The sequence below is a fragment of the Tistrella sp. genome, from assembly GCF_002684955.1.
In the GTDB taxonomy this organism is placed as follows: Bacteria; Pseudomonadota; Alphaproteobacteria; order Tistrellales; family Tistrellaceae; genus Tistrella; species Tistrella mobilis.
In genome coordinates, this window is record NZ_NYWI01000020.1 from 45,108 (window position 1) to 66,778 (window position 21,671).

The window sequence follows — 21,671 nt, forward strand, 5'->3', positions numbered from 1 at the left end:
TCCAGGCGGGGGCCGGAAGGGACGGGTCAGTCTGCGGTGCGGCCGCGCATCAGCACCAGATAGACCGCGGCCGAGACGGCAAGCCCGACGAACCAGGCATAGCCGTAAAGATCGGTCCAGAACGGGGCCACCGCGCCGATGATGCCGGCCTTGGACAGAAAGCCCGGCAGGTTGGGCAGGATGCCCAGCACCAGCGCGATGATGGCGGCCGGGTTCCAGCCACTCTTATAGGTATAGGGGCCGTCGGACGAGAACAGCCCGTCGATGTCCAGCCGCGTGCGGCGCAGGAAGAAATAGTCCGCGATCAGCAGCCCGGCGATGGGGCCCAACAGCGCCGAATAGCCCACCAGCCAGACGAACAGATAATCGCCCGCGCTCTCCATCAGCTTCCAGGGAAACATCGCGATGCCGATGGCGGCGGTGATGTAGCCACCCATCCTGAACGAAATCTTCGCCGGCGCCAGATTGGAAAAGCCGTTGGCGGGCGCCACCATATTGGCGGCGATGTTGGTGGTCAGCGTCGCCACCAGCAGGGCGAACAGCGCCAGCACCACGCCCATGCCGCCCATGCGGCCGGCCAGCGCCACGGGGTCCCAGACCGCCTCGCCATAGATCACCACGGTGGCCGAGGTGACGGCGACGCCGATGAAGGCGAACAGCGCCATCGGCAGCGGCAGGCCGATCGCCTGGCCCAGGAACTGGTCACGCTGGCTGCGGGCGAAGCGGGTGAAATCGGGGATGTTCAGCGCCATCGTCGCCCAGAAGCCGACCATGGCGGTGAGGCCGGGCCAGAAGACCGACCAGAACTGCCCTTCTTTGGCACCGCCGGGGCCGAAGGCCGAGGGCTGCGAGAACATGGCGCCGAAACCGCCCGCATTGACATAGGCCCAGCCCAGCAGCGCCAGCCCCATGGCCAGCAGCACCGGAGCCGCGGCCTTTTCCAGCCAGCGGATGGATTCGGTGCCCTTGGCCACGAACCAGAGATGCAGGCCCCAGAAGGCCAGGAAGCACAGCAGCTGGGCGATATCGATGCCCAGCCCCGGCAGGGGCGCGCCGGTGACGCCGCCGCCGGTGACGGCATTCAGGATGACATAGATCGCCTGGCCGCCGACCCAGGTGTTGATGCCGAACCAGCCACAGGCGACCAGGCCGCGCATCAGCGCCGGCAGCCGGGCGCCGCGGGTGCCGAAGGATGCCCTGAGCAGCACCGGGAAGGGGATGCCGTGCTTCGCGCCGGCATGGCCCACCGCCATCATCGGCGCCAGCACGATCAGATTGCCGACCAGCACGGTGGTGACCGCCTGCCACCAGCTCATGCCTTCCGACACCAGGCCGGCGGCGATCATATAGGTCGGCACGCAGACCACCATGCCGACCCAGAGGGCTGCGATCGACGGCCAGTCCCAGCTGCGCTGATCGGCCGTGGTCGGCGCCAGATCCTCGTTCCAGAGGGCGGGATCGTGCGCGACGGCACGCCGTGATGCGGCAGACTGCGCCGCGCTCGATTTCGGGGCCGCACCGCGCGCGGCAGCACCGTACTCCATGCGATCCGACATGGGATCTCTCATCCTCCCGGGCATGGGATCGCCGGCAGCCCGCCCCCTTGCCATCCTCCGTCGCGCGCGGACGCGGGGGTGTGACGGGGATGCGGGGGCATGGCTGCCGGTGGTCCCGTGTTCGTCCTGCCTGTTCTTATAATCTGCACCGGTTTCGGGGAAGCTTGCCCCCTTCGTCGGCCGTCACTCGCCCCCGGCCCTCACTCGGCTGCGTCGACCGTCTCGGGCGTGCCGGCGGCGGGCTTCGCCATCGGGTTGTTGGGGTGCTGGGTCCAGTTCAGGTATTCGGTGCCGGCATCCACCCGTTCCATGGTGATGCAGTTGTCCACCGGGCAGGCCAGCATGCACAGATTGCAGCCGACGCATTCGCTGTCGACCACGTCGAAATAGCGCGCGCCGTCCTTCTCCGCCGTGATCGCCTGGTGCGAGGTATCCTCGCAGGCGATGTGGCAGAGGCCGCATTTGATGCACTTGTCCTGGTCGATCCGCGCCTTGATGTCGTATTTCAGGTTCAGGAACTGCCAGTCGGTGACGTTCGGCACCGCCATGCCGCGGAAGTCGTCGATCCGGGCATAGCCCTTCTCGTCCATCCAGTTGTTCAGCCCGTCGATCATGTCGCGGACGATGCGAAAGCCGTAATGCATCGCGGCGGTGCAGACCTGCACCCCGCCGCAGCCGAGTGCGATGAATTCCGCCGCATCCCGCCAGGACTGCACGCCGCCGATGCCCGAAATCGGCAGGCCGCGGGTCGCGGCATCGCGGGCGATTTCGGCCACCATGTTGAGCGCGATCGGCTTCACCGCCGGGCCGCAATAGCCGCCATGGGTGCCCTTGCCGTCCACCGTCGGCGTCGGCGCCATCACGTCCAGATCGACCGAGACGATCGAATTGATGGTGTTGATCAGCGACACCGCATCGGCGCCGCCATTCTTCGCCGCCCGCGCCGACTGGCGGACATCGGTGATGTTGGGGGTCAGCTTCACGATGGTCGGCAGGCGCGAATGCTTCTTCACCCAGCGGGTGACCATCTCGACATATTCCGGCACCTGGCCGACCGCCGCGCCCATGCCGCGTTCCGACATGCCGTGGGGGCAGCCGAAATTCAGCTCCAGCCCGTCGCAGCCGGTCTCTTCGACCATCGGCAGGATATACGCCCAGTCGGCCTCGTTGCACGGCACCATCAGCGAGACCACGACCGCGCGGTCGGGCCAGTTGCGCTTCACCCGCGCAATCTCTTCCAGGTTCACCGCCAGCGGCCGGTCGGTGATCAGCTCGATATTGTTCAGGCCGGCGATGCGCTGGCCGTTATACGACACCGCGCCATAGCGCGAGGACACGTTCACCACCGGCGGGTCGATGCCCAGCGTCTTCCAGACCACGCCGCCCCAGCCGGCCTCGAAGGCGCGGACGACGTTGTATTCCTTGTCGGTCGGTGGGGCCGAGGCCAGCCAGAACGGATTGGGAGAGCGGATGCCGGCGATGTCGCAGGAAAGGTCGGCCATGACGGGATATCCTTCCGAAATTCGGGGTCAGGCCGCGCGGCCCTGGGCGGCGGCGAAGGCGGCATCGATCGACAGTGCCGCCTGCTTGCCGTGCTCCACCGCCTGAACGGTCAGGTCGATGCCGTCGGCGACGCAGTCGCCACCGGCCCAGACGCCGGCAAGCGAAGTGGCGAAGCCGGCATCGACGGCGATGCGATCGCCGGTCATCTCCAGCACCGCCGCGCCGCCGAAGCCGTCGGGCAGCAGCACCTGACCGATCGCCAGCAGCACCTGATCGGCGGCGATCAGCCGGGTCTCGCCGGTATCCACCGCCCGGCCGTCATCGCCGGCGCGGGTATAGGCGAATTCCACCCCCGTCACCCGGCCATCGGCCCCATGAACCTTCACCGGCCGCATCCAGGTGCGCAGCACCACGCCGTTCGACCGGGCGAAATCCTGCTCCACCGGCGTGGCGCTCATCTGTTCGGTGCCGCGGCGATAGACCATGGTCACGTCTTCGGCGCCCAGCTTCTTCGACTGCACCGCCGCATCGACCGCGGTGTTGCCGCCACCGATCACCACCACCTGACGGCCGACCGGCAGGGTGGACAGATCGTCGGCCTGGCGCAGCCGGGCGATGAAATCGACCGCGGGCTCCACCCCCGCCAGCCTCTCGCCCTCGGCGCCCAGGGCGCGCACCGCGCCGAGGCCGAGGCCCAGGAACACCGCATCATAGTCGGCACGCAGCTGATCCAGGGTGATGTCACGGCCCAGCATCTGGCCGGTCTTCACCTCGATGCCGCCGATCGACAGGATCCAGGCGACCTCGCGGGCGGCGAAATCATCGACCGTCTTATAGGCGGCGATGCCGTATTCATTGAGCCCGCCCAGCTTCTCGCGCGCCTCGAACACCGTGACGTCATGGCCCAGCATGGCCAGCCGATGGGCGCAGGACAGCCCCGCCGGGCCGCCGCCCACGACAGCCACCCGCCGGCCGCTGGGGGCGGCCCGCCGGAACAGCTGGGTTGCCGGCGTGGTGTCGCTGCCATAGACCCATTCGGTGGCGTGGCGCTGCAGCAGGCCGATCTCGACCGGCTTGTCGTCCTGGTCGTGGCGCACGCAGGCCTGTTCGCACAGGATTTCGGTCGGGCAGACCCGGGCGCACATGCCGCCCATGATGTTGGCCGACAGGATATCGGTCGCGGCCCCCTTCATGTTGTCGGTCGCGATCTTGCGAATGAAACTCGGGATGTCGATGGAGGTGGGGCACGCCTTCACGCAGGGCGCGTCCCAGCAGAAATGGCAGCGGCTCGCCTCGACCAGTGCCGCCCGCCCATGCAGCGGCGGATGGGCATCGAGGAAGTTCCGGCCGAGGTCTTCCGCCGGCAGACGGCCGGCCCGGATGTCACCCGTCTCGTCCATGATGAAGCTCGTCCTTCGTCTGTCATTGGTTGTCGGCCGGGGCTCTCTCAACCAAGGATGGAGATGGTGGAACCACCCCCGCCCTTCGCAGGTCCGCCGGTCCGTTGCCCCTGCGGCACATACGGGCGCCGCAGGGGGTCGTCACGTCCTGGGAAGAAGCGCCGCATCAGGCCGCGTCGGCGGCGGCCCCCGATCCGGCATTGGCCCGTTCCAGCATTGCGCCCAGCAGCACTTCGGCGCCGGCCGCGACCCATTCGGGCTTGGCGTCCTCGATCTCGTTGTGGCTGATGCCGTCGATGCAGGGGATGAAGATCATGCCCGTGGGGGCGACCTTCGCCAGATAGCAGGCGTCGTGGCCGGCGCCCGAGACGATGTCGCGGTTGCTGAAGCCCGCGGCCGCGGTGGCGGCGCGCACGGCGTTGACGCAGCCCTCTTCGAACGGCACCGGCGCGTAGTAGAAGATCTGCTCGACCTTCGCCTCCAGCCTGCCGTCGGCCACCACCTCGTCGATGGCGGCGCGCAGCTCGCGATCCATCTTCGAGAGCACCTCGTCATCGGGGTGGCGCAGGTCGATGGTGAAGAACACCCGGCCCGGGATGACGTTGCGGCTGTTGGGATGAACCTGCATCAGCCCCACCGTCGCGCAGGCGACCGGTGCATTGTCGAGACCGATCCGGTTGACCGCCTGAACGATCTTCGCCGCCCCCAGCAGGGCGTCGCGGCGGATCGGCATCGGGGTCGGGCCGGCATGGGCCTCCTGGCCGGTCAGCACCACCTCGTACCAGCGCTGGCCCTGGGCGTGGGTGACGATGCCGATGGTCTTGCCCTCGGCCTCCAGGATCGGGCCCTGTTCGATATGGGCCTCGAAATAGGCGCCGACCGGCTTGCCCACCGGCTGATCGCCGGCATAGCCGATCCGCTCCAGCTCCTGGCCCATGGTCTTGCCGTCCAGGTCGGCGCGGCTGAGGCCGTAATCCAGGTCGAACACGCCCGCGAACACACCCGACGCCACCATGGCCGGCGCGAAGCGCGAGCCTTCCTCATTGGTCCAGACCGCCACCTCGACCGGCGCCTCGGTCTCGTAATTGAGGTCGTTGAGCGTGCGCAGCACCTCAAGACCCGCCAGCACGCCATAGACGCCGTCGAAACGGCCGCCGGTCGGCTGGCTGTCCAGATGGCTGCCGGTCATCACCGGCGGCAGCGACGGGTTGCGGCCTTCGCGGCGGGCGAAGATGTTGCCCATCCTGTCCACCGAGATGGTGCAGCCCGCCTCCTTCGCCCATTTCACGAACAGATCGCGGCCCTGGCGGTCCAGATCGGTCAGCGCCAGACGGCAGACGCCGCCCTTTTCGGTGGCACCGATCCTGGCCATCTCCATCAGGCTGTCCCAGAGCCGCTCGCCGTTGATCCGGATGTTCGACATGGTGTGATCGTCCCCTGATCCTGTGTCTCGAATACGATGCGATGAGATGAGTCTACACCCGTGCCGCATGGGCGGCGGCATCGGATCTGCCGTGCCCGCTCATCCCATCGTCGGAAAGTTGAACTGCGCACCGGCGCGGATGCCGGTCGGCCAGCGCTGGGTGACGGTCTTGAGGCGGGTGTAGAACTTCACCCCTTCCGGCCCGTAGATGTGATGGGCGCCGAAGAGCGAGCGCTTCCAGCCGCCGAAGCTGTGATAGGCGACCGGCACCGGCAGCGGCACGTTGACACCGACCATGCCGATCCGGACCCGGCTCACGAAGTCGCGGGCCGCATCGCCGTCGCGGGTGAAGAGCGCGGTGCCGTTGCCGTATTCATGAGCGTTGATCATGCCCACCGCGTCTTCGTAAGACCCGCTGCGCACCACCGACAGCACCGGGCCGAAGATCTCTTCGCGGTAGATGGTCATGTCGGTCGTCACCCGGTCGAACAGGGTGCCGCCGACGAAATAGCCGTTCTCATAGCCCTGCAGGCGGAAATTGCGGCCGTCGACCAGCAGCTTCGCGCCCTCTTCCACGCCCCTGTCGATATAGCCGCGCACCTTGCGGGCATGGATGTCGGAAATCAGCGGCCCCATTTCGGCGGCGCTGTCGGTGGCGGGGCCGACCTTCAGCGCTTCCACCCGCGGGATCAGCTTTTCGACCAGCCGGTCGGCGGTCTCTTCGCCCACCGGCACGGCCACTGAAATCGCCATGCAGCGCTCACCCGCCGAGCCGTAGCCGGCCCCCATCAGCGCATCCACCGCCTGGTCCAGATCGGCATCGGGCAGGATGACCATGTGGTTCTTGGCGCCGCCCAGCGCCTGGACCCGCTTGCCGGCCGCGGTGCCGGTCGCATAGACATATTCGGCGATGGGGGTGGAGCCCACGAAGCTCACCGCCTCGATCCGCGGATCGGTCAGCAGCACGTCGACGGCTTCCTTGTCGCCATGGACGACGTTCAGCACGCCCGCCGGCAGGCCGGCCTCATGCGCGATTTCGGCCACCAGCAGCGCCGCACTCGGGTCTTTCTCCGACGGCTTCAGGATGAAGGTGTTGCCGGCGGCGATCGCCAGCGGGAACATCCACAGCGGCACCATGGCCGGGAAGTTGAACGGCGTGATGCCGGCGACCACGCCCAGCGGCTCGCGGACATCGAAACTGTCGATCGCCGGGCCGACATTGCGGCTGTATTCGCCCTTCAGCAGCTGCGGGATGCCGCAGGCGAATTCCACCACCTCGATCCCGCGGGCCACCTCGCCCAGCGCATCGGCATGGGTCTTGCCGTGTTCGGCGCTGATCGCGCGGGCGATCTCGTCGGCACGGGCATCGAGCAGTTCCTTGAAGCGGAACATGATCCGGCCACGCTTGGCCGGCGGGGTCGCCGCCCAGGCCGGGAAGGCCTCTGCCGCCACGCCGATCGCGCGTTCCACCTCGGCCCGGGTCGCAAGGCCAAGCCCGGCCGTCTGCTCGCCGGTCGCGGGGTTGAAGACCGGGCTGCGGCGGGGGCCTTCGGGGGCGACGCGCGCGCCGCCGATCAGATGCTCGATGGTCCGGGACATGGGATGGTCTTTCGTCCTCTCGGGGCCGCCCGGGCGGCTGAACGCTGCCGGGCGGAAGGTTTGCGGGGGGGCTGTCGTAAGACGGGCCGGCCGGCACGGGCCGCTCTCGGGGCTCAGGGCACGACTCTCCCGTCGCGTCGCGGGCAGGCCGCAGACGGAAAGCGGGCGTCGGGGCATAGGGGCCATGCGGCGGATGGCAACCGCCGGAAACGACGACACGGCCCGGCCCGGACGGGTCAGGGGTGACGATCATCCCGCAGGCGGATCACCCGGCATGGGGCATCCGAAGATGGGTCAGTCGAAGCTGGTCATTCTCAAAGGGCCTCCCGGCATATCGGTCGAAACGGGTGGAGGGTGTCCACACGCCCGCTCGGCTCGGCCATACTGCTCCACTGTCAGACGGCGCCGGGTCTCTCCCACCGGTGCTCGCCCTCACCGGGCCGCTTGACGCGGCCTCTGTCTTCCTGATCCTGGAACGATGAGCGCGGGGGGCGCTTCACCGGTCCCGGGAGCGATGTGATCGTTCTCGATCTTCATCGCCTGAAGAACAGGTTAGACGTATCCTGACCAAGCGGTCAAGATGTCCTGAACGGGTTTCGACAGATCGGTCCGCATCGCGCGACCGGTGTGCCATTACCTCCCATGCCAACCCGGCCTCCCGTGCCCGCCTCCCATGCCTCTGCGCCCCGCCCCACCTCCATCTTCTGCCCAAGGACGCCCCCGATCGATGCCCGACCCCGCCGGACCTGCCCCTGAATCCCCCCGGCAGCCCCTGCCGCGCAAGGCCCAGATCCGCGAGGAGAACACCGTCGCCATCCTGGCGGCGGCGGAAGAGGTTTTTGCCGAGATGGGCTTCCGCGGCGCCAGCACGGCGGCGATCGCCGAACGCGCCGGCGTGCCCAAGGCCAATCTGCACTACTATTTCCGCACCAAGAACCAGCTCTACGCCCGCGTGCTGGAGAGCATCGTCACCGAGTGGTTCGAAGCCGCCGACCGCTTCGGCATCAGCGATGACCCGGTGGAGGCGATCGACCATTACGTCCGCGCCAAGATGGAGCTGTCGCGCACCCGGCCTGCCGCCTCGAAAGTGTTCGCGAACGAGATCATCCACGGCGCGCCGCAGCTGATGGTCTATTTGCGCACGACGCTGCGCAACTGGGCCGCCACGCGCGCCGCCGATATCGACCGCTGGGTCGCCCAGGGCCGCATCGACCCGGTCGACCCCTACCACCTGCTGTTCATGATCTGGGCGGTCACCCAGCATTACGCCGATTTCTCGTGCCAGATCCAGGCGGTGCTCGACCGCGACCGCCTGCCCCGCGCCGAATTCGACCGCGCGGCCGAACAGATCACCCGGATCATCGTCAAGGGCATCGGCGCACTGGACCGGCGGGATGCGGCGGATGCCGGCACCTCGAAGGGGACGGCGGCATGAGCGGCGGGATCGTCGCCTGCATCGCCGCGGATGAGATCATGCCCCGCTTCCAGGCCGTTATGATCGCCGGAACCGAGGGCCGCAGCCGCTACGCGGCCGGCTTGCCCGCAATCTTGACCGGGCCGTTCAGATGATCAGCGGCGCGTCGAAATCGGTGGCGGGTTTGGCGCCGACATGTTCGACCTTGGGGCGCCAGTTGGCGCCCAGGCGATAGAAGCGCAGGCTGTCCTGGTCGGGGTCGATTTCGGCGATCAGGCGGGCGCGGAGCAGGGTCCACTGGGCCGGGTCGACGTCGCATTCGAACACCGAATACTGAACGCGCTGGCCGAAATCCTTCACCGCCCGGGCCACGCGGCGCAGGCGGCGGCGGCCGGCGGCCGTGTCGGTGCGGACGTCGTAGCTGACCAGGACCATCATCGGCGGGATCTCCCTGATGCGGGCGGCGTGGAGCGGGGGAGACGGTCAGCGCGGCAGCCAGGGCGGGTAGGCATCCAGGTCGCCGCGCAGGGTGCGGGCCAGCAGCAGGGACTGAAGATGCGGCATCAGCCCCAGGGCGGCGCTTTCGCCCAGATAGGGATGGGTGGCGGTCTCGCGCTTGCGCTCGGCCCAGGCGACCAGCACGCGCTTGCGGGCCTCGTCGCGGATGGTGACACCGCCGGCCGCATCGCGTACAAAATCCTTCGCCCCGAGTTCCCGCCGGTTGATCAGGGTGAGCGCCAGCCGATCGGCCAGGCGCGGGCGGAATTCCTCCATCAGATCCAGCGCCAGACCCGGCCGTCCGGGCCGGTCGCGGTGCAGGAAGCCCACCGCCGGATCCAGCCCCACGCTTTCCAGCGCCGAACGGCAATCATGGGTCAGCAGGACATAGAGGAAGGAGAGCAGCGCATTCACCGGGTCGCGCGGCGGCCGGCGGTTTCGCCCGGCGAACTGCATGGCCGGCTCGTCGCTGCGGATCAGGGCGCCGAAAGCCTCGAAATAGCGCGCCGCCGCCTCGCCCTCGATGCCGCGCAGCCGGTCGAGCCGGATCATGGCAGGGGGATCATCCCGCGCGGCATCGGGATCGGAGGTGGGGGCAGCCAGCGCCCGCACCCGGCGCAGCGCATCGCCGATCGCCGCCTCGCCCGCCGTCAGCCGGTCGCGGGCAGCCGCGTCCATGGTCTCGCCATGGTCGCGCAGGCCGCGCCTCAGCACCGCCCGCTGACCGTCGAGCTTGGCGGTGAGCAGAGAGGCGGCCAGATCCGCCGCGCGGTCGGGGTCGTCGGCCGCGCGATACTGGGCGCGGCGCAGCAGCACATTGCCCGAAACCGGCCCTTCCACCCGCGCCTGAAACCGGCCGTTGCGGTCAAGCATGCTGACCGTGATCCCGGCTTCGGCGCAGGCGGCGAGCAGCGGCGCGGTGAAGCTGACCAGGCCGATCCCGACCACGGCCCCCAGCAGATGCATCGGCACCCGGCCGATTTCCGCCTGATCGAGCCGGACCACGAGATTGGCGCCGTCCTTCACCACCCAGGCATCCTGGGTGGTGACATAGAGCGTGTTGAGATAACGCTTCACGGCTCCCCCTCCCCATCGGCATCGCTGCCGAGCCGGGCGTCGATCCAGCCGGCGACCGCCCGGCCACGGGCGAGCGCCTTCGGCCGGCAGGTGTCGATCAGCGAGCAGGCATCACAGCGCTTGCGGTCATAGACCGCGGGCGGTGTCTGCCCCGCGGCCAGGCAGGTGGCGGCCTCGGCGGCGATGCGGCGGGTCAGCGCGCGCAAGTCGTCGTCGAACATCACCGCCAGCCGCCGGCGGGTCCGGCCATAGAACAGCGCCCCTTCGGGCACCGTCAGTCCGAACATCTCTTCCAGCGCCAGCGCCTGGGCGCAGAGCTGGACCTCGTCGGCCCGATGGGCCTTGGGCCGGCCGAGCTTGTGCTCCACCGGCAGGGCCGCCACCACCCGGCGCCGCTCGATGGTCAACTCGACCACATCGGCCACACCGTGCAGCGGCGGATCGCGACAGACCAGCGCCAGCGACGTCACCCGCTTCACGCCCTTGCGCGCCTCGGCCGTGCCCCGGTCCACCGCCTCATGCGCCACCCGGCCCTCGGCGGTGAGGGCATTCTCGGCCCAGATCCGCTCGACATGGATGAGGGCGAACTGGCGCGGGCAGACCATCCAGTGCTGCAGCCCCGAGATCGGCAGGGAGGGGGCGTCGGCCTCGTCCGTCATCGCTGCGCCCCCCCCCGGATTATGTCGGCGGATCAGATCATCCGCTCCACCGTAATCCCCTCGGGCAGCCCGGCGGTGTCCACCTCCACGCGGTAGTCGTCGAAGCTGCGCGGCGGGCGGGCCTCGTCGGGGGTGGCGCGGGTGACGGTCACGCGCTTGAACAGCTTGTGCGCCGGGGCGTTGCCGATGGCGCTGTCATGCCGGAACACCACCAGTTCGCGCGCGGTCATCTCCCCGCGTGCGGCCGAGCGGTCGTGGTCGAACATGTTCTGCAGCGCCGCCCAGAACAAGGCGAGGTCGTCGTCCGAAAAGCCGGTCCGTCCCGCCAGATGGGCACTGATGAAGCCATGGGCGCGATAGAGGCCATAGGGCACGATATGCTTGCGGCCCATGGTGCGGATGTCGTTCTTGCCCGGCTCTTCCTTGGTCGCGGCCATGCGGGTGATCGAGATTTCGAGCGGCATGATCGGGTCGATGGAGGTCGCGAAGGTCAGCTGCACCGGGCCGCGAACCTGGCCGGTGTTCGTCTCGGTGGTCATCACCGCGCCGAAGGTGCGGATGTCGAAGAAATTGGCGCACATCCAGGCGGTCACCGCGCGTTCCTCCTCCTCTTTCTTCGGCAGCTTCTTCGGCTCGGATTTGATGTCGAGCGCCTTGTAGGCCCTCTCGTGCTGCTCGTTCAGATACGAGCGCTCCCGCATGTAAATCTCGTGGCCGGGCGTGTTGCCGGCGACCATGTCGACGAAATTGCGCACCTTGCGCTTCAGGCTGACATCGGTCACCAGCCCCTGATTGGTCTCGGGGTCGAGCCGCGGCAGGTTGCCGGCATCCGGGTCGCCATTGGGGTTGCCGTTGGTGACGTCGAAGAGATAGACGAAATCATAGCGGTTGCTGATCGCGGTCATGGGAAACGGGCGCTTTCGAAGACGGGGCTCATATCCTGAAAACAGGGCGATGCGGCGATCAGGCGTCGTCGCCGATCACGGCCGGTTCGCCGGCCTCCGCGGCCTTCACCTCGGCCGGGGCACGGGTCATCATCGCCTGACGCTGGTGGAAATAGCCGATCGCAAACCGGCCCTGATCCTCCACCCCCAGATGGCGCGGCAGGTTCGAGGGCAGGCCGTCCACGACCTCGGCGATGGTGGTGTCGTACCAGTGGGCGAGACCGCCGCGATCCTTGCGCAGCTTCGCCGCGTGATGGGTACTGCCCCGCATCAGCACCGGGAAGATCGACCCGGGCGTTGCCGAGGCCGCGCCATAGAACCGGTCGCGGATGGTGGCGTTCAGCCCCGGCAGCGCCGCCCGCTGAAGGTTCTCCAGCACGGCAAACAGCCGCCCCAGCCGGTAGCCGGTATTGGTTTCGGCAGGATCCAGACTCACGAGATCGCCCTCCCTCTCCAGAGGTTCCTTGCCCGACCGCCGGAGCAGCCAGGCCTTGAGCATGGCGACCCTCAGGGCGGAAATCTCTCCGTCGGCGCGGATGCGCATCAGCGCCAGCGCCGCCATGTTCGCGGGGTACGGGCGGCCGCTCAGCACCGCCCGCATGATGTCGCCGCCCAGCTTCGGCGGCAGGTTGTCGAGCTTGCCCTGCGGCGCCAGGGCCTTCAGCAGCGCATAGACCGACACCGGCCGCCCCGGATCGATGCCGGGGTCGAGGCGGAGGTCGTGCCAGTGCTGGCGGACATGGTCGACCGCATCGCCCAGCCGGTCTTCGTACCAGAAGCGCAGTGCCAGCCGGGCGGCGTTGGGCGCCAGCCCCAGCACCCAGAGACGGGTATCGGGGTGGAGATCCGCCGAGATCGCCTCACCCATCGTCCGCCCGCGGGCGAGCGCCGAGAGCGCGGTGCGGACCCGCTTCGCCTCCTCGTCGCTCATCTTCAGGTCGATCTTGGGCTTCTTCGCGGTGCCGTCCTCGCCCGCCTCGTCGGCCTCCGCACCCGCGTCCTGGTCCATCAGCCCATAGGCCGGGGAGACGGCATTGGCGAGCACGCGGCTTGCGGTGTCGTCGGCGGGGTTGGGGGCGTCGGTCCAGAACACCGTGGTCGCATCGCCGATCTGCACCCGATGCGCGCCATCCGGCGCCAGCAGCTTGTTCAGCACCGCGCCATAGGCGAAGGCGACCCGTTCCGAGATCGGCGCATTCGCCCCCTGTTCCTTGCCGAAGGAGGTGAAGGCACTCAGATTGAACGAGACCAGGGAGGCACCACCGATCTGCGCGCCCCGCACGCCCTTGATCGAGGGGTGCAGCTTGGCGATCGGGGCCACGATGCCGCTGACCAGGCAACGCCCGGCTGCCCCCGCCACCGCTTCGCGTCGTGCTGCCCAGGCAGCCCGGGCCGCCCGGAAGCGGTGCAGATCGCGCACGGTGCCGCGGCCGAAGCGGAAAATGAGATTGCCGTCCACAGCTTCGATCGGAATTTCGCCGGTCTCGACCGCCGCCACCGCCCGTTCCGGCGTCCAGTCCTCCAGAAATTCCAGCAGCTTGAGCAGGGCGCGGTCCTCGGTCCCTGCCAGCGCCTCGGTATGCAGCTGCCGGAAGGCCTCGAACTCCTTCTCGGCCGCCACCACACCGGCATCCGGCGTCTTACCGGCGCGCTTCACGCCCAGCACATAGGCGGATTTATCCCAGAGGAAATTGGCCGCCACGCCCGAGGTACGTTTGATCGCCGCCGGCACGGTCATACGCAGCGGTTTCGGTTTTTTGCCGCTGCGGTCGCCCAGCAGCAGCACCGGCGGCACACCGCCCGGCTGGAACCGCTCCAGATCGACCGCGGCATCGATCGCCTGTTCCGACATCCCCTCTTCGGGAAGATCGGTATCCCCGCCCTCGATCCGGCGGTCGTAATACTCGGCCAGCTGCTGCAGGATCACGACACCACCTCATCCGACTGCGGCGGCGGCACCGTGATCACGCCGTCGACCATCCGCGCCCGGAAGAAACGCGGCTGCATGCCATGGGCATAGTCGATGTCATAAAGCATCCAGCCCAGATCCCGCGTGCCGGCCAGATCCGCATGCGGCACCGGTTCCCCCTCCACCGGCCCGAAATCGGCGGCGAATTCACGGGTGCCGAGGCAGGGCTGCTGATAGCACTGCCCGCGCGCCAGCCGCCGGTTGAAGATGTCGAGATGCTTGCCCTCATTGTCCGACGGCCCCGCCGCTGCCGTCAGCTCGAAATGGGCCTCGATGATATAGGCCACATCGCGCAGCACCACCGAGGCGCGCTGCTGGCGGTCTTCCTCGACGATGGTATAGACACCCGCGGTACTCCCGGCCGCCCGCGCCCGCTTGACCACCCCGGCCGCGATCTTCGAGCCGACCTCGTTGCGCCGGATCGTCTCGAAACGGATCGGGTTGAGCACGATGATCCGGTCGATCTGCCAGCGGACTGCCGGCTTCCAGTGGATCGCCTCGATGATCCCACGTGCGGCAGAAGGTGTCATAACATCATATGACACGCGCTCCACCTTCATCTCCGGGCGTGTGTAGAGTGCACGCGGCCCGGTGACGTGGAGCCGAACGCCGAAAGCCATCATCCTCACCTTTCCCAGGGAGAAGACATGACGGGTCGTTGGGGGCCGACACGGCCGGCCCCCGGGTGACCGTCTTCCAAGATTGCCAGTTTCAATCCGCGACCGGAATAGCCGCACCGGTCGACACAATCATTTTGTGTTCACAATTTTTCTTATCCGCCTGATGATCGTCAAGCGCTATTTCTGGCAATCTTGAAACTATCAGAAAACCAATCTCTCCACCGCGACGAACGCCGGCTCCTCCCAAACAAGCCCGACATCCTCGCGGTACAGGCTGGGGTTGGTCAGAACCATGAACTGCTCCCCATACCGCTCCCCACCCACCACATGCGCCGCACTTGCCTCCACCAGCATCTTCCGGATCCACGGCGGCAGGGTCACGACATGACGTTGCAGCAGCCGTGCGGCCCCGCCAGCACCACCGAAGCGGTCGAGGGCGGACGGGTCGGCGGCATCCAGCGCCGCCACGCAGGCTTCAGCCTCGGGCGTGGTCGGGATGATCAGCGGCAGCATGCCGTCTTCGATGATCCGGTATCGTTCGGCGACGGTGGTGAAGGGGATGGCGAGGCGGCGCGGGCTGTCGTGCAGCGCCATGATGTTTTCGGCATCCAGCATGTCGAGCGCCTGCCAGAACAGCGCATCGAAATACAGCCGCATGGCCTCGGGCGAGAGCGGGTCGTCGATCCGATCCTCGACCATCCGCCCGCGCGCCACGGCCGCCGCCGCCAGGGCCTGGGCCAGTCGTCTGGGCTGGTCGGCCGGGTCGGCAGGGGTGAAAACCTCGACCACCCCCTCCCGGCCCAGCCGGCCCTCGCGGTTGCAGCGCCCCGCGGCCTGGGCGATCGAATCGAAGCCGGCGGCGGCGCGCAGCACCATCGGCAGGTCGATATCCACCCCGCATTCGATGACGGTGGTGGAGACGATCCGGCAGGTGTCGCCCGCCGCCAGCCGGGCGCGGATCTCGTCCAGCCGCCGGCTGCGATGGGCGGCGGTCATCAGGGCGGAGAGGTGGAACGCCCCCTCGGGCGCCGCGGCCGCCAGCCTCTCGTAGAGCCGCCGGGCATGGAGGCGGGGATCGACCACGGCCAGCGCCCGGGGGCCGGTCGTCAGCCGCGCGATCACCCCGGCATCGTCCAGAACGCCCGCCTCCTGCACGCGCACCCGCGCCAGCCGGTCATGCAGGGCCGAGGGATCGGAGACGATCTCGCGCACCGCCCGAAATCCGCCCTTCAGCCCGAACACCTGGGCGTATTCGTCCACGACCTCCGCAGTGTCGTCGGGCGCCACCAGCACCGGCTGCGTCGCCGTCGCCAGCACCACCGTCACCCGGTAATTCGCCGCCAGTTCGTCGAGCATCGCGACCGTCGGGCGCAGCAGGCCGCGGGGCATCATATGCGCCTCGTCCAGGATCACCACCGATCGCGGGATCGCCTGCAATTTGCGGCAGCGCGCCGGGCGGTCGGAGAACAGGCTTTCCAGGAACTGCACCGCGGTGGTGACGATGATCGGCCGGTTCCAGCGCTCCATCGCCCGGCGCAGCTTGTCGCGGCCCTGCCAGCGTTCCCGTGCGTCCGGCGGGATGTTGCGGCGGTCCAGATCGGCTTCGGTGTCGAAGGCACTGTGATGTTCCAGCACCTGATCGGCCAGATCGGCCCCCAGCGCCTTGCGGATCACCCCGGCGGTCTGCTCGATGATCGAGGTATAGGGGATGACGATGATCACCCGGTCGAGCCCGTGCGCCTCGGCATGGGCCAGCGCGAAGGCGAGCGAGGCCAAAGTCTTGCCGCCGCCGGTCGGCACCGAGAGCGAGAACACGCCCTGCCCCGTCGATGCCGCCGCCCGACAATCGGCCAGCACCTCCGCGCGGGCGGCCACCACCCGCTCCGCCCCCGCCTGCCCGGCGGCCCTGGCCGCAGCATCGGCGGCAAGACCGTCGATGAACCCGTCCACCCGCCCCCGCAGCACCGCCATCGGCGCAGCCTCGAACCCCGCCTCCGGATCTTCCCGGCCCTCGGCGGCGGCATGGAAGGCGGCGGTGTCGGCGTAATCGGCATCCACCAGGCACGAGAACACCATCCGGGTCATCACCGCGAAGCGGAACCCGGCGCGGTCGTCGGGCGCCTCCCCCGGCCGCGGCGGCGGCAGGTGGCGCCAGCTCTCATCCGGTTCGGGCGGCGTGATCTCGTCTTTCCAGGCCGAGGCATCGTCGAGCGACTTCTTCTCGACCCGCTCCCGCAGGCTGCCGCGGTCGCCAACGCCCTGATCCTCGAAATCCGCCAGCCCGGCATGATGCCCCGCCACGGCATAGAGCACCGCCTGCGCCCCGGGCAGACGCCCGGCCAGCCCGCCGGCGCGGTCGCGGATCATCTCGGACATCACCCGTGCGCCCCAGGTCGCATGATCGACCTTGGACACATCCCCGCGCAGCCGCGCCTGAAATTCCGGGGAATACTTGCCGCTGTCATGCAGCAGCCCGGCCGCCCGGGCAATGCTCTCCTGCCCGAACCGCGCCGCGCTCACCCCCGCCCCAGCCCCCACCGCCCGCAGATGATCGGCCAGCAGATGCCACGCGGTCTCGGGCTGGTCCTTCAGCGAATGGGCATAAAACGGCATGTCACGACCGCATGCGGGGAATGGGACGGCATCAGGTTACGATGCGATCACCACACGTGCAAGGCGGAGATGTGGGGCGGATGGTCGCGCCTCGATTCCCGTGGAGAATGAGGGCTCGCACAGACCCCGGCCGCCTGTGGCGGGGGATCCGACCGGCCGCCGGCCACGTAGAACCGCCGGGACCACATGTCGAGGCCGGATGGATGGATCTTCCCCTGTTGCCGCTTTTCCCCGAGGCCAGCCGGGCGGCCGGGTTGCAGCGGCTGGACGGGTTTCTGCCGCGCGCCGGCACCGCCTATGCCCGCGATCGCAATCATGATCGCGGGGCGGCGGTGGTGCGGGGCAATGTGTCGATGCTCTCGCCCTTTCTGCGCCACCGCCTGGTCAGCGAGGCCGAGGTGATCGCCGCCGCGGTCGGGCGGCACGGGGCGGCGGCGGGGAAGTTCGTCGAGGAGGTGGGCTGGCGCAGCTACTGGAAGGGCTGGCTGGCCCGCCGGCCGGGGGTCTGGGCGGCCTGGCGGCAGGGGGTGGCGCAGGATCTGGCCGGGCTGGTGCGCAATCCGGCGCTTGCGGCGGCGGTGGAGGCGGCCGAAGCCGGGCGGACCGGCATCGACGGCTTCGACCATTGGGCGCAGGAACTGGCCCGGACCGGCTATCTGCACAATCACGCCCGGATGTGGTTCGCCAGCATCTGGATCTTCACGCTGAACCTGCCCTGGCGGCTGGGGGCGGATCTGTTCATGCGCCGGCTGATCGATGCCGATCCGGCCTCCAACACGCTGTCCTGGCGCCAGGTCGCCGGGCTGCACAGCCGGGGCAAGGCCTATGCCGCCCGCGCCGCCAACATTCACGGCTTCACCGACGGGCGGTTCAACCCCGCCGGCCAACTGAACGAACCCCCCGAGCCGCTGGACGAGGCGCCGCCGCCGCCGGCCGGTCCGGTGCCGCGGCCATACCCGGCCGATCCGCGCCTGCCCGCCCTGCTGGTGCTGACCGAGGATGACGGCCGCCCCGAAACCCTGTTCGACGGGCTGGAGATGTGCGGCGCGGTGGCGCTGGATCTCACCCCCTTCCGCGCCGTCGCCGGCCCGGTCGCAGAGCCGGCCGCGGCTTTCGCCCGGGATGCGCTGGCCGATGCCGCTGCCCGGCTGGTGGCGGCCGGCGGGCCCGCGGCGCTGCCGGTCGGCGCGCCCACGGCCGAGGCGCTGGCCGCGACGCTGATCGACGACGCCCGCGCCGCCGGCGCCCGCCAGATCGTGCTGCCGCACCCGGCCGCCGGCCATGCCGCCATGGTGGTGGATCGGCTGATCCCGCGGCTGCAGGCGGCGGGTCTGCACCTCGCCACCCGCCTGCGCCGCTGGGATGCCGCGACCGCGGCCGGCGCATCCCATGGCTATTTCCGCTTCCGCAAGGGCCTGCCGCCGCTGGTAGAGCTGGCCCTCTCAGGCGGGGCGGAAGAGCTCTGCCTCACCAACGAGAGCCGCCGATGACGGAACGCCCTGTCCCTTCCCCTTCCCCCGCCTGCACCCTGCTGCATGACGGCAGCTGCCCGCTTTGCGCGCGCGAGGTGGCGCTCTACCGGCGCCTCGCATCAGACGGCCAGGTCGGCTTCCTGGACGTCTCGGCGGAAGACGGCCGCCCTTTGCCCGCCGGCATCGACCGGCGCCGGGCGATGGCGCGGCTGCATCTGATCACCGCCGACGGCCGGGTGGAAACGGGCGCCCGGGCCATGCTCACCCTCTGGCAGCAGCTGCCGGGGTTTCGCAGGCTGGCGCGGCTGCTGCGGATCCCGCCGCTGCCCTGGCTGCTGGAGATCGGCTATCGCGGCTTCCTGGTGGTCCGGCCGCAGCTGCAGTGGCTGGCCAGGGGCGGCATCAGGCCAGCTGCCCGAACCCCACCGCCGCGATGACCAGCTGGACGACGTTCAGGATCACGCTTGCCCGGTGCAGCCGCGCGAAGCGGCGGCCGGCGGCAAGGTCGCCGGCAAGCTCCGCATCGCGGGCGCGGTGCACTGCGGGCAGAATGCCGTGGCGGGCGATCAGCCCAAGCGCCGCCACCAGGGTGAAGAGCAGCGCCGGCAGCCAGCGTGCGGCGAAGGCCGCGGCAAGTGCCGTGACGAAACCGGTCAGGATGATCAGCAGGTAATAGCGCGGAAAGATCCGCCGGATCAGCCGGGCCGCCGGCTGCGGCTCCAGCGTGGTGAACACGGTCGGCGCCACGATGCCTGAGAAGAACACCATCGCCCCCAGCATGACGGCCGAGAGATAGAGCGCCACAAGTCCTGGTGCATCGATCAGTCCGGAAACATCGGTCATGGGCGGGCTCTCTCCTGCTGCGGCGGGTCGGGATCTCCTGTTCAGATATGGTCCGCACGGCCCGGATCCTCTGCGAGCATCCGGGAACAAGCCGGTGTCACCATCGGTCGATCGCAGGGTCAGTACTGCGGCAGGGGCAGCCGATCGCTTTCCTCTGCCACCGCCGGGAAGCGCGGATCGCCCGAGGCCCAATCGCGTTTGGCATCCTCGATCAGCGCCGGATCGCTGGCGACGAAGTTCCACCACATCGACCGCGGCCCATCCAGCGGCGGGCCGCCGATCAGCATCACCCGCGCCGCGCCGTCCGCGGCCTGAAGCCGCGGCCGGCTGCCCGCGCGCAGCACCGCCAGCATGCCCGCCTCATGGGGTTCGCCGTCGATCAGAACCGCGCCGTCGATCACCACCAGCCCGCGTTCCGGTGCGGCATCCGGTACCTCAAGTGCCGCGCCGTCTTCCAGCGCCAGATCCAGGCAGAGCGCGCCGCCCGGCGCCGCGACCGGCGAGCGCGCACCATAGGCCTCTCCCGTCACCACACGCAGGGTGATGCCGGTGCCGATGCGCAGCTCGGGCAGGTCTTCCGCGGCATGATGGGCGAAACCGGGCGCGCCCTGCTCTTCGGGTTTCGGCTGGGCCAGCCAGATCTGCACCCCGTCGAGCACCGATCCCCCGGGCCGGTCTTCGGGCGCGGTGCGTTCCGAATGGGCGACGCCGTGGCCGGCGGTCATCAGGTTCACCGCCCCGGGCCGGATGGTCGCGACCGTGCCCAGGCTGTCGCGATGAACGATGGCGCCCTGAAACAGATAGGTGAGCGTCGCGAGGCCGATATGGGGATGCGGCGGCACGTCGAGCCCGGTGCCGGGCGCAAAGCCGACCGGCCCCATCCGGTCGAAGAACACGAAGGGGCCGATCGCGCGCCGCTTCGCATAGGGCAGCAGCCGGGCGACGTTCAGCCCGCCGATATCCCGCACCCGCCCGCGGATCACCATCTCCACCGCCGGGCAGCCGCCGGGGGCGGCCTCGGCTGCGATCTCGTCCTCGAACCTGCTCATGGGATCCGTCCTCGCGCAAAGCCTGTTATCGGCTTGAGGCTAGCCCGCAGCTCCCGGCCGCGATAGTCCCGGCGGCGGTGACGCAGTGTCAACGCGCGGGCACCAAACGCCAATGCTCAGGCACCGATGACCCCCCGCCGGTCGCGGGCCCAGGCGGCCGGCGACACGCCGACCAGATCCTTGAAACGGCGGCTGAAATGGGCCTGGTCGGCAAAGCCGGTCTCCAGCGCCGCCTGAACCGTGGGGCAGCCCGCCGCCAGCAGGCGCTTCGCCGCCTCGACCCTGAGCTGAATCTGATAGGCATGGATCGGCAGGCCCACCAGCCGGCGGAACTGTCGCATCAGATGCCAGGGGCTGAGGCCGGCCGCGGCGGCGATCTCGGTCACCGGCAGGTCTTCGGCGAAGCGGGCCTCGATCAGCGCCCGTGCGCGGGCGATTTCGGGCGTGGCGGCCGTGGCCACCCGCCTTGCCGCACGGCCGCTGCCATGGCGGGCGACCAGCATCACCGCCGCCTCGCGCAGCAGCACGTCGCGGGCGAGCCGGGTTTCGGGCCGGCACAGCGCCTGATGGGTGGCGATCAGCCGGGCATGCAGCCCGGCATCCTCGATCACCGCAGAGCGGAACCCCACCTCGGGCGCATCGCCGCCGGCAACGCCGCCGCCGGGGCCGAAGCCGGCCGCGGCCGCCGCCTCGGTCAGCAGCGCCATGGGCAGATAGAGTGCGCGATAGCGCAATTCGTCGCCCACCACCCGGCTGCCGGTGTGCAGATCGCCCGGATCGACCACCGAGATCCGCCCGGGGGCGGCGGCATGGGTGGTCCGTTCGCGGCGGAATTCCTTCACCCCGGCCTCGATCAGCCCCAGCATCAGCGTGTCATGGGTATGGGGGCGAAAGCGGTGTCGGCGCAGGCGGGCGAAGGTGGCCTCCACCCCGGTCGTCCCGGCGGCGACCAGCCGCACGCCGTCGGTCAGCCCGGCATAACCCTGCGCAGGATCGGACAAGACCCGGCCCGCCGGATCGCTAGGCTCGGCA

At 69.4% G+C, this 21,671-nt stretch carries 19 protein-coding genes; 4 read left to right on the top strand and 15 right to left on the bottom strand.

The window, feature by feature from the left end; all coding sequences use genetic code 11:
* Window positions 1-26: 26 nt before the first annotated feature.
* The 5 genes from CMO28_RS04990 to CMO28_RS05010 form a co-directional block, all read right to left on the bottom strand.
* Window positions 27-1,556 carry an NCS1 family nucleobase:cation symporter-1 gene (locus CMO28_RS04990; RefSeq protein ID WP_296710567.1) on the bottom strand — a complete coding sequence of 510 codons (1,530 nt, stop codon included), beginning with the start codon at window positions 1,554-1,556 and terminating at the stop codon, window positions 27-29.
* Window positions 1,557-1,756: 200 nt separating this feature from the next.
* Window positions 1,757-3,058: an NAD-dependent dihydropyrimidine dehydrogenase subunit PreA gene (gene preA / locus CMO28_RS04995; protein ID WP_296710568.1), complete on the bottom strand. Its 1,302-nt coding sequence runs from the start codon at window positions 3,056-3,058 to the stop codon at window positions 1,757-1,759.
* Window positions 3,059-3,085: 27 nt separating this feature from the next.
* Complete coding sequence (locus tag CMO28_RS05000) at window positions 3,086-4,459, bottom strand: NAD(P)-dependent oxidoreductase (protein WP_296710572.1); 1,374 nt, start codon at window positions 4,457-4,459, stop codon at window positions 3,086-3,088.
* Window positions 4,460-4,625: 166 nt separating this feature from the next.
* Window positions 4,626-5,882, bottom strand: coding sequence for a Zn-dependent hydrolase (locus CMO28_RS05005; RefSeq protein WP_296710575.1), 1,257 nt, complete (start codon window positions 5,880-5,882; stop codon window positions 4,626-4,628).
* Window positions 5,883-5,981: 99 nt separating this feature from the next.
* Window positions 5,982-7,481, bottom strand: coding sequence for a CoA-acylating methylmalonate-semialdehyde dehydrogenase (locus tag CMO28_RS05010; RefSeq protein WP_296710577.1), 1,500 nt, complete (start codon window positions 7,479-7,481; stop codon window positions 5,982-5,984).
* Window positions 7,482-8,208: 727 nt separating this feature from the next.
* Here CMO28_RS05010 and CMO28_RS05015 point away from each other — a divergent pair.
* The gene (locus CMO28_RS05015; protein WP_296710580.1) at window positions 8,209-8,916 is read left to right on the top strand and encodes a TetR/AcrR family transcriptional regulator; all 708 of its coding nucleotides are present in this window, start codon (window positions 8,209-8,211) and stop codon (window positions 8,914-8,916) included.
* Entirely contained in the window at window positions 8,913-9,050 is a 138-nt protein-coding gene (locus tag CMO28_RS05020; RefSeq protein WP_296710583.1) for a hypothetical protein, read from the top strand. The genes CMO28_RS05015 and CMO28_RS05020 overlap by 4 nt, the downstream gene beginning before the upstream one ends.
* Here the strand turns inward: CMO28_RS05020 and cas2 are convergent.
* The 7 genes from cas2 to CMO28_RS05055 form a co-directional block, all read right to left on the bottom strand.
* Window positions 9,043-9,333: a CRISPR-associated endonuclease Cas2 gene (cas2, locus tag CMO28_RS05025; protein ID WP_014747982.1), complete on the bottom strand. Its 291-nt coding sequence runs from the start codon at window positions 9,331-9,333 to the stop codon at window positions 9,043-9,045. The two genes, CMO28_RS05020 and cas2, sit on opposite strands and share 8 nt — an antisense overlap.
* A gap of 45 nt (window positions 9,334-9,378) precedes the next feature.
* Window positions 9,379-10,470, bottom strand: a complete 1,092-nt coding sequence (gene cas1c / locus CMO28_RS05030; protein ID WP_296710587.1) for a type I-C CRISPR-associated endonuclease Cas1c — start codon at window positions 10,468-10,470, stop codon at window positions 9,379-9,381.
* Window positions 10,467-11,129: a CRISPR-associated protein Cas4 gene (gene cas4 / locus CMO28_RS05035; RefSeq protein ID WP_296710590.1), complete on the bottom strand. Its 663-nt coding sequence runs from the start codon at window positions 11,127-11,129 to the stop codon at window positions 10,467-10,469. Before cas4 ends, cas1c begins: the two co-directional genes overlap by 4 nt.
* Before the next feature lie 32 nt (window positions 11,130-11,161).
* Window positions 11,162-12,034: a type I-C CRISPR-associated protein Cas7/Csd2 gene (cas7c, locus tag CMO28_RS05040; RefSeq protein WP_296710593.1), complete on the bottom strand. Its 873-nt coding sequence runs from the start codon at window positions 12,032-12,034 to the stop codon at window positions 11,162-11,164.
* A 58-nt stretch (window positions 12,035-12,092) separates the two neighbouring features.
* Window positions 12,093-14,000 (bottom strand): type I-C CRISPR-associated protein Cas8c/Csd1, encoded by a 1,908-nt coding sequence (gene cas8c / locus CMO28_RS05045; protein WP_296710596.1) that lies wholly within the window; start codon window positions 13,998-14,000, stop codon window positions 12,093-12,095.
* Window positions 13,997-14,662, bottom strand: a complete 666-nt coding sequence (cas5c, locus tag CMO28_RS05050; RefSeq protein WP_296710909.1) for a type I-C CRISPR-associated protein Cas5c — start codon at window positions 14,660-14,662, stop codon at window positions 13,997-13,999. Before cas5c ends, cas8c begins: the two co-directional genes overlap by 4 nt.
* A 201-nt stretch (window positions 14,663-14,863) precedes the next feature.
* On the bottom strand, window positions 14,864-17,275 hold the full coding sequence (locus CMO28_RS05055) for a CRISPR-associated endonuclease Cas3'' (RefSeq protein ID WP_296710601.1): 2,412 nt from the start codon (window positions 17,273-17,275) through the stop codon (window positions 14,864-14,866).
* 203 nt (window positions 17,276-17,478) lie between these two features.
* Between CMO28_RS05055 and CMO28_RS05060 the strand changes: the two genes are divergently transcribed.
* Window positions 17,479-18,765: an FAD-binding domain-containing protein gene (locus tag CMO28_RS05060; protein ID WP_296710604.1), complete on the top strand. Its 1,287-nt coding sequence runs from the start codon at window positions 17,479-17,481 to the stop codon at window positions 18,763-18,765.
* Window positions 18,762-19,184: a thiol-disulfide oxidoreductase DCC family protein gene (locus CMO28_RS05065; RefSeq protein WP_296710606.1), complete on the top strand. Its 423-nt coding sequence runs from the start codon at window positions 18,762-18,764 to the stop codon at window positions 19,182-19,184. Before CMO28_RS05060 ends, CMO28_RS05065 begins: the two co-directional genes overlap by 4 nt.
* Here the strand turns inward: CMO28_RS05065 and CMO28_RS05070 are convergent.
* From CMO28_RS05070 to CMO28_RS05080, 3 genes are all read right to left on the bottom strand, one after another.
* On the bottom strand, window positions 19,150-19,590 hold the full coding sequence (locus tag CMO28_RS05070; RefSeq protein WP_296710607.1) for a DUF4149 domain-containing protein: 441 nt from the start codon (window positions 19,588-19,590) through the stop codon (window positions 19,150-19,152). The genes CMO28_RS05065 and CMO28_RS05070 overlap by 35 nt on opposite strands.
* A gap of 119 nt (window positions 19,591-19,709) precedes the next feature.
* A complete protein-coding gene (locus CMO28_RS05075; RefSeq protein WP_296710609.1) occupies window positions 19,710-20,639 on the bottom strand; it encodes a pirin family protein in 930 nt (309 codons plus the stop codon).
* A 116-nt stretch (window positions 20,640-20,755) separates the two neighbouring features.
* The gene (locus CMO28_RS05080; protein ID WP_296710612.1) at window positions 20,756-21,640 is read right to left on the bottom strand and encodes an AraC family transcriptional regulator; all 885 of its coding nucleotides are present in this window, start codon (window positions 21,638-21,640) and stop codon (window positions 20,756-20,758) included.
* Window positions 21,641-21,671: the final 31 nt, after the last annotated feature.

Coding starts and splice junctions, on each gene's coding strand:
- cas7c (WP_296710593.1), bottom strand. CDS start 12,034: ATGACCGCGATCAGCAACCGCTATGATTTCGTCTATCTCTTCGACGTC.
- CMO28_RS05020 (WP_296710583.1), top strand. CDS start 8,913: ATGAGCGGCGGGATCGTCGCCTGCATCGCCGCGGATGAGATCATGCCC.
- cas4 (WP_296710590.1), bottom strand. CDS start 11,129: ATGACGGACGAGGCCGACGCCCCCTCCCTGCCGATCTCGGGGCTGCAG.
- CMO28_RS05005 (WP_296710575.1), bottom strand. CDS start 5,882: ATGTCGAACATCCGGATCAACGGCGAGCGGCTCTGGGACAGCCTGATG.
- CMO28_RS05065 (WP_296710606.1), top strand. CDS start 18,762: ATGACGGAACGCCCTGTCCCTTCCCCTTCCCCCGCCTGCACCCTGCTG.
- CMO28_RS05075 (WP_296710609.1), bottom strand. CDS start 20,639: ATGAGCAGGTTCGAGGACGAGATCGCAGCCGAGGCCGCCCCCGGCGGC.
- CMO28_RS05055 (WP_296710601.1), bottom strand. CDS start 17,275: ATGCCGTTTTATGCCCATTCGCTGAAGGACCAGCCCGAGACCGCGTGG.
- cas5c (WP_296710909.1), bottom strand. CDS start 14,662: ATGGCTTTCGGCGTTCGGCTCCACGTCACCGGGCCGCGTGCACTCTAC.
- CMO28_RS05015 (WP_296710580.1), top strand. CDS start 8,209: ATGCCCGACCCCGCCGGACCTGCCCCTGAATCCCCCCGGCAGCCCCTG.
- CMO28_RS04990 (WP_296710567.1), bottom strand. CDS start 1,556: ATGTCGGATCGCATGGAGTACGGTGCTGCCGCGCGCGGTGCGGCCCCG.
- CMO28_RS05000 (WP_296710572.1), bottom strand. CDS start 4,459: ATGGACGAGACGGGTGACATCCGGGCCGGCCGTCTGCCGGCGGAAGAC.
- CMO28_RS05070 (WP_296710607.1), bottom strand. CDS start 19,590: ATGACCGATGTTTCCGGACTGATCGATGCACCAGGACTTGTGGCGCTC.
- cas2 (WP_014747982.1), bottom strand. CDS start 9,333: ATGATGGTCCTGGTCAGCTACGACGTCCGCACCGACACGGCCGCCGGC.
- CMO28_RS05060 (WP_296710604.1), top strand. CDS start 17,479: ATGGATCTTCCCCTGTTGCCGCTTTTCCCCGAGGCCAGCCGGGCGGCC.
- CMO28_RS05010 (WP_296710577.1), bottom strand. CDS start 7,481: ATGTCCCGGACCATCGAGCATCTGATCGGCGGCGCGCGCGTCGCCCCC.
- preA (WP_296710568.1), bottom strand. CDS start 3,058: ATGGCCGACCTTTCCTGCGACATCGCCGGCATCCGCTCTCCCAATCCG.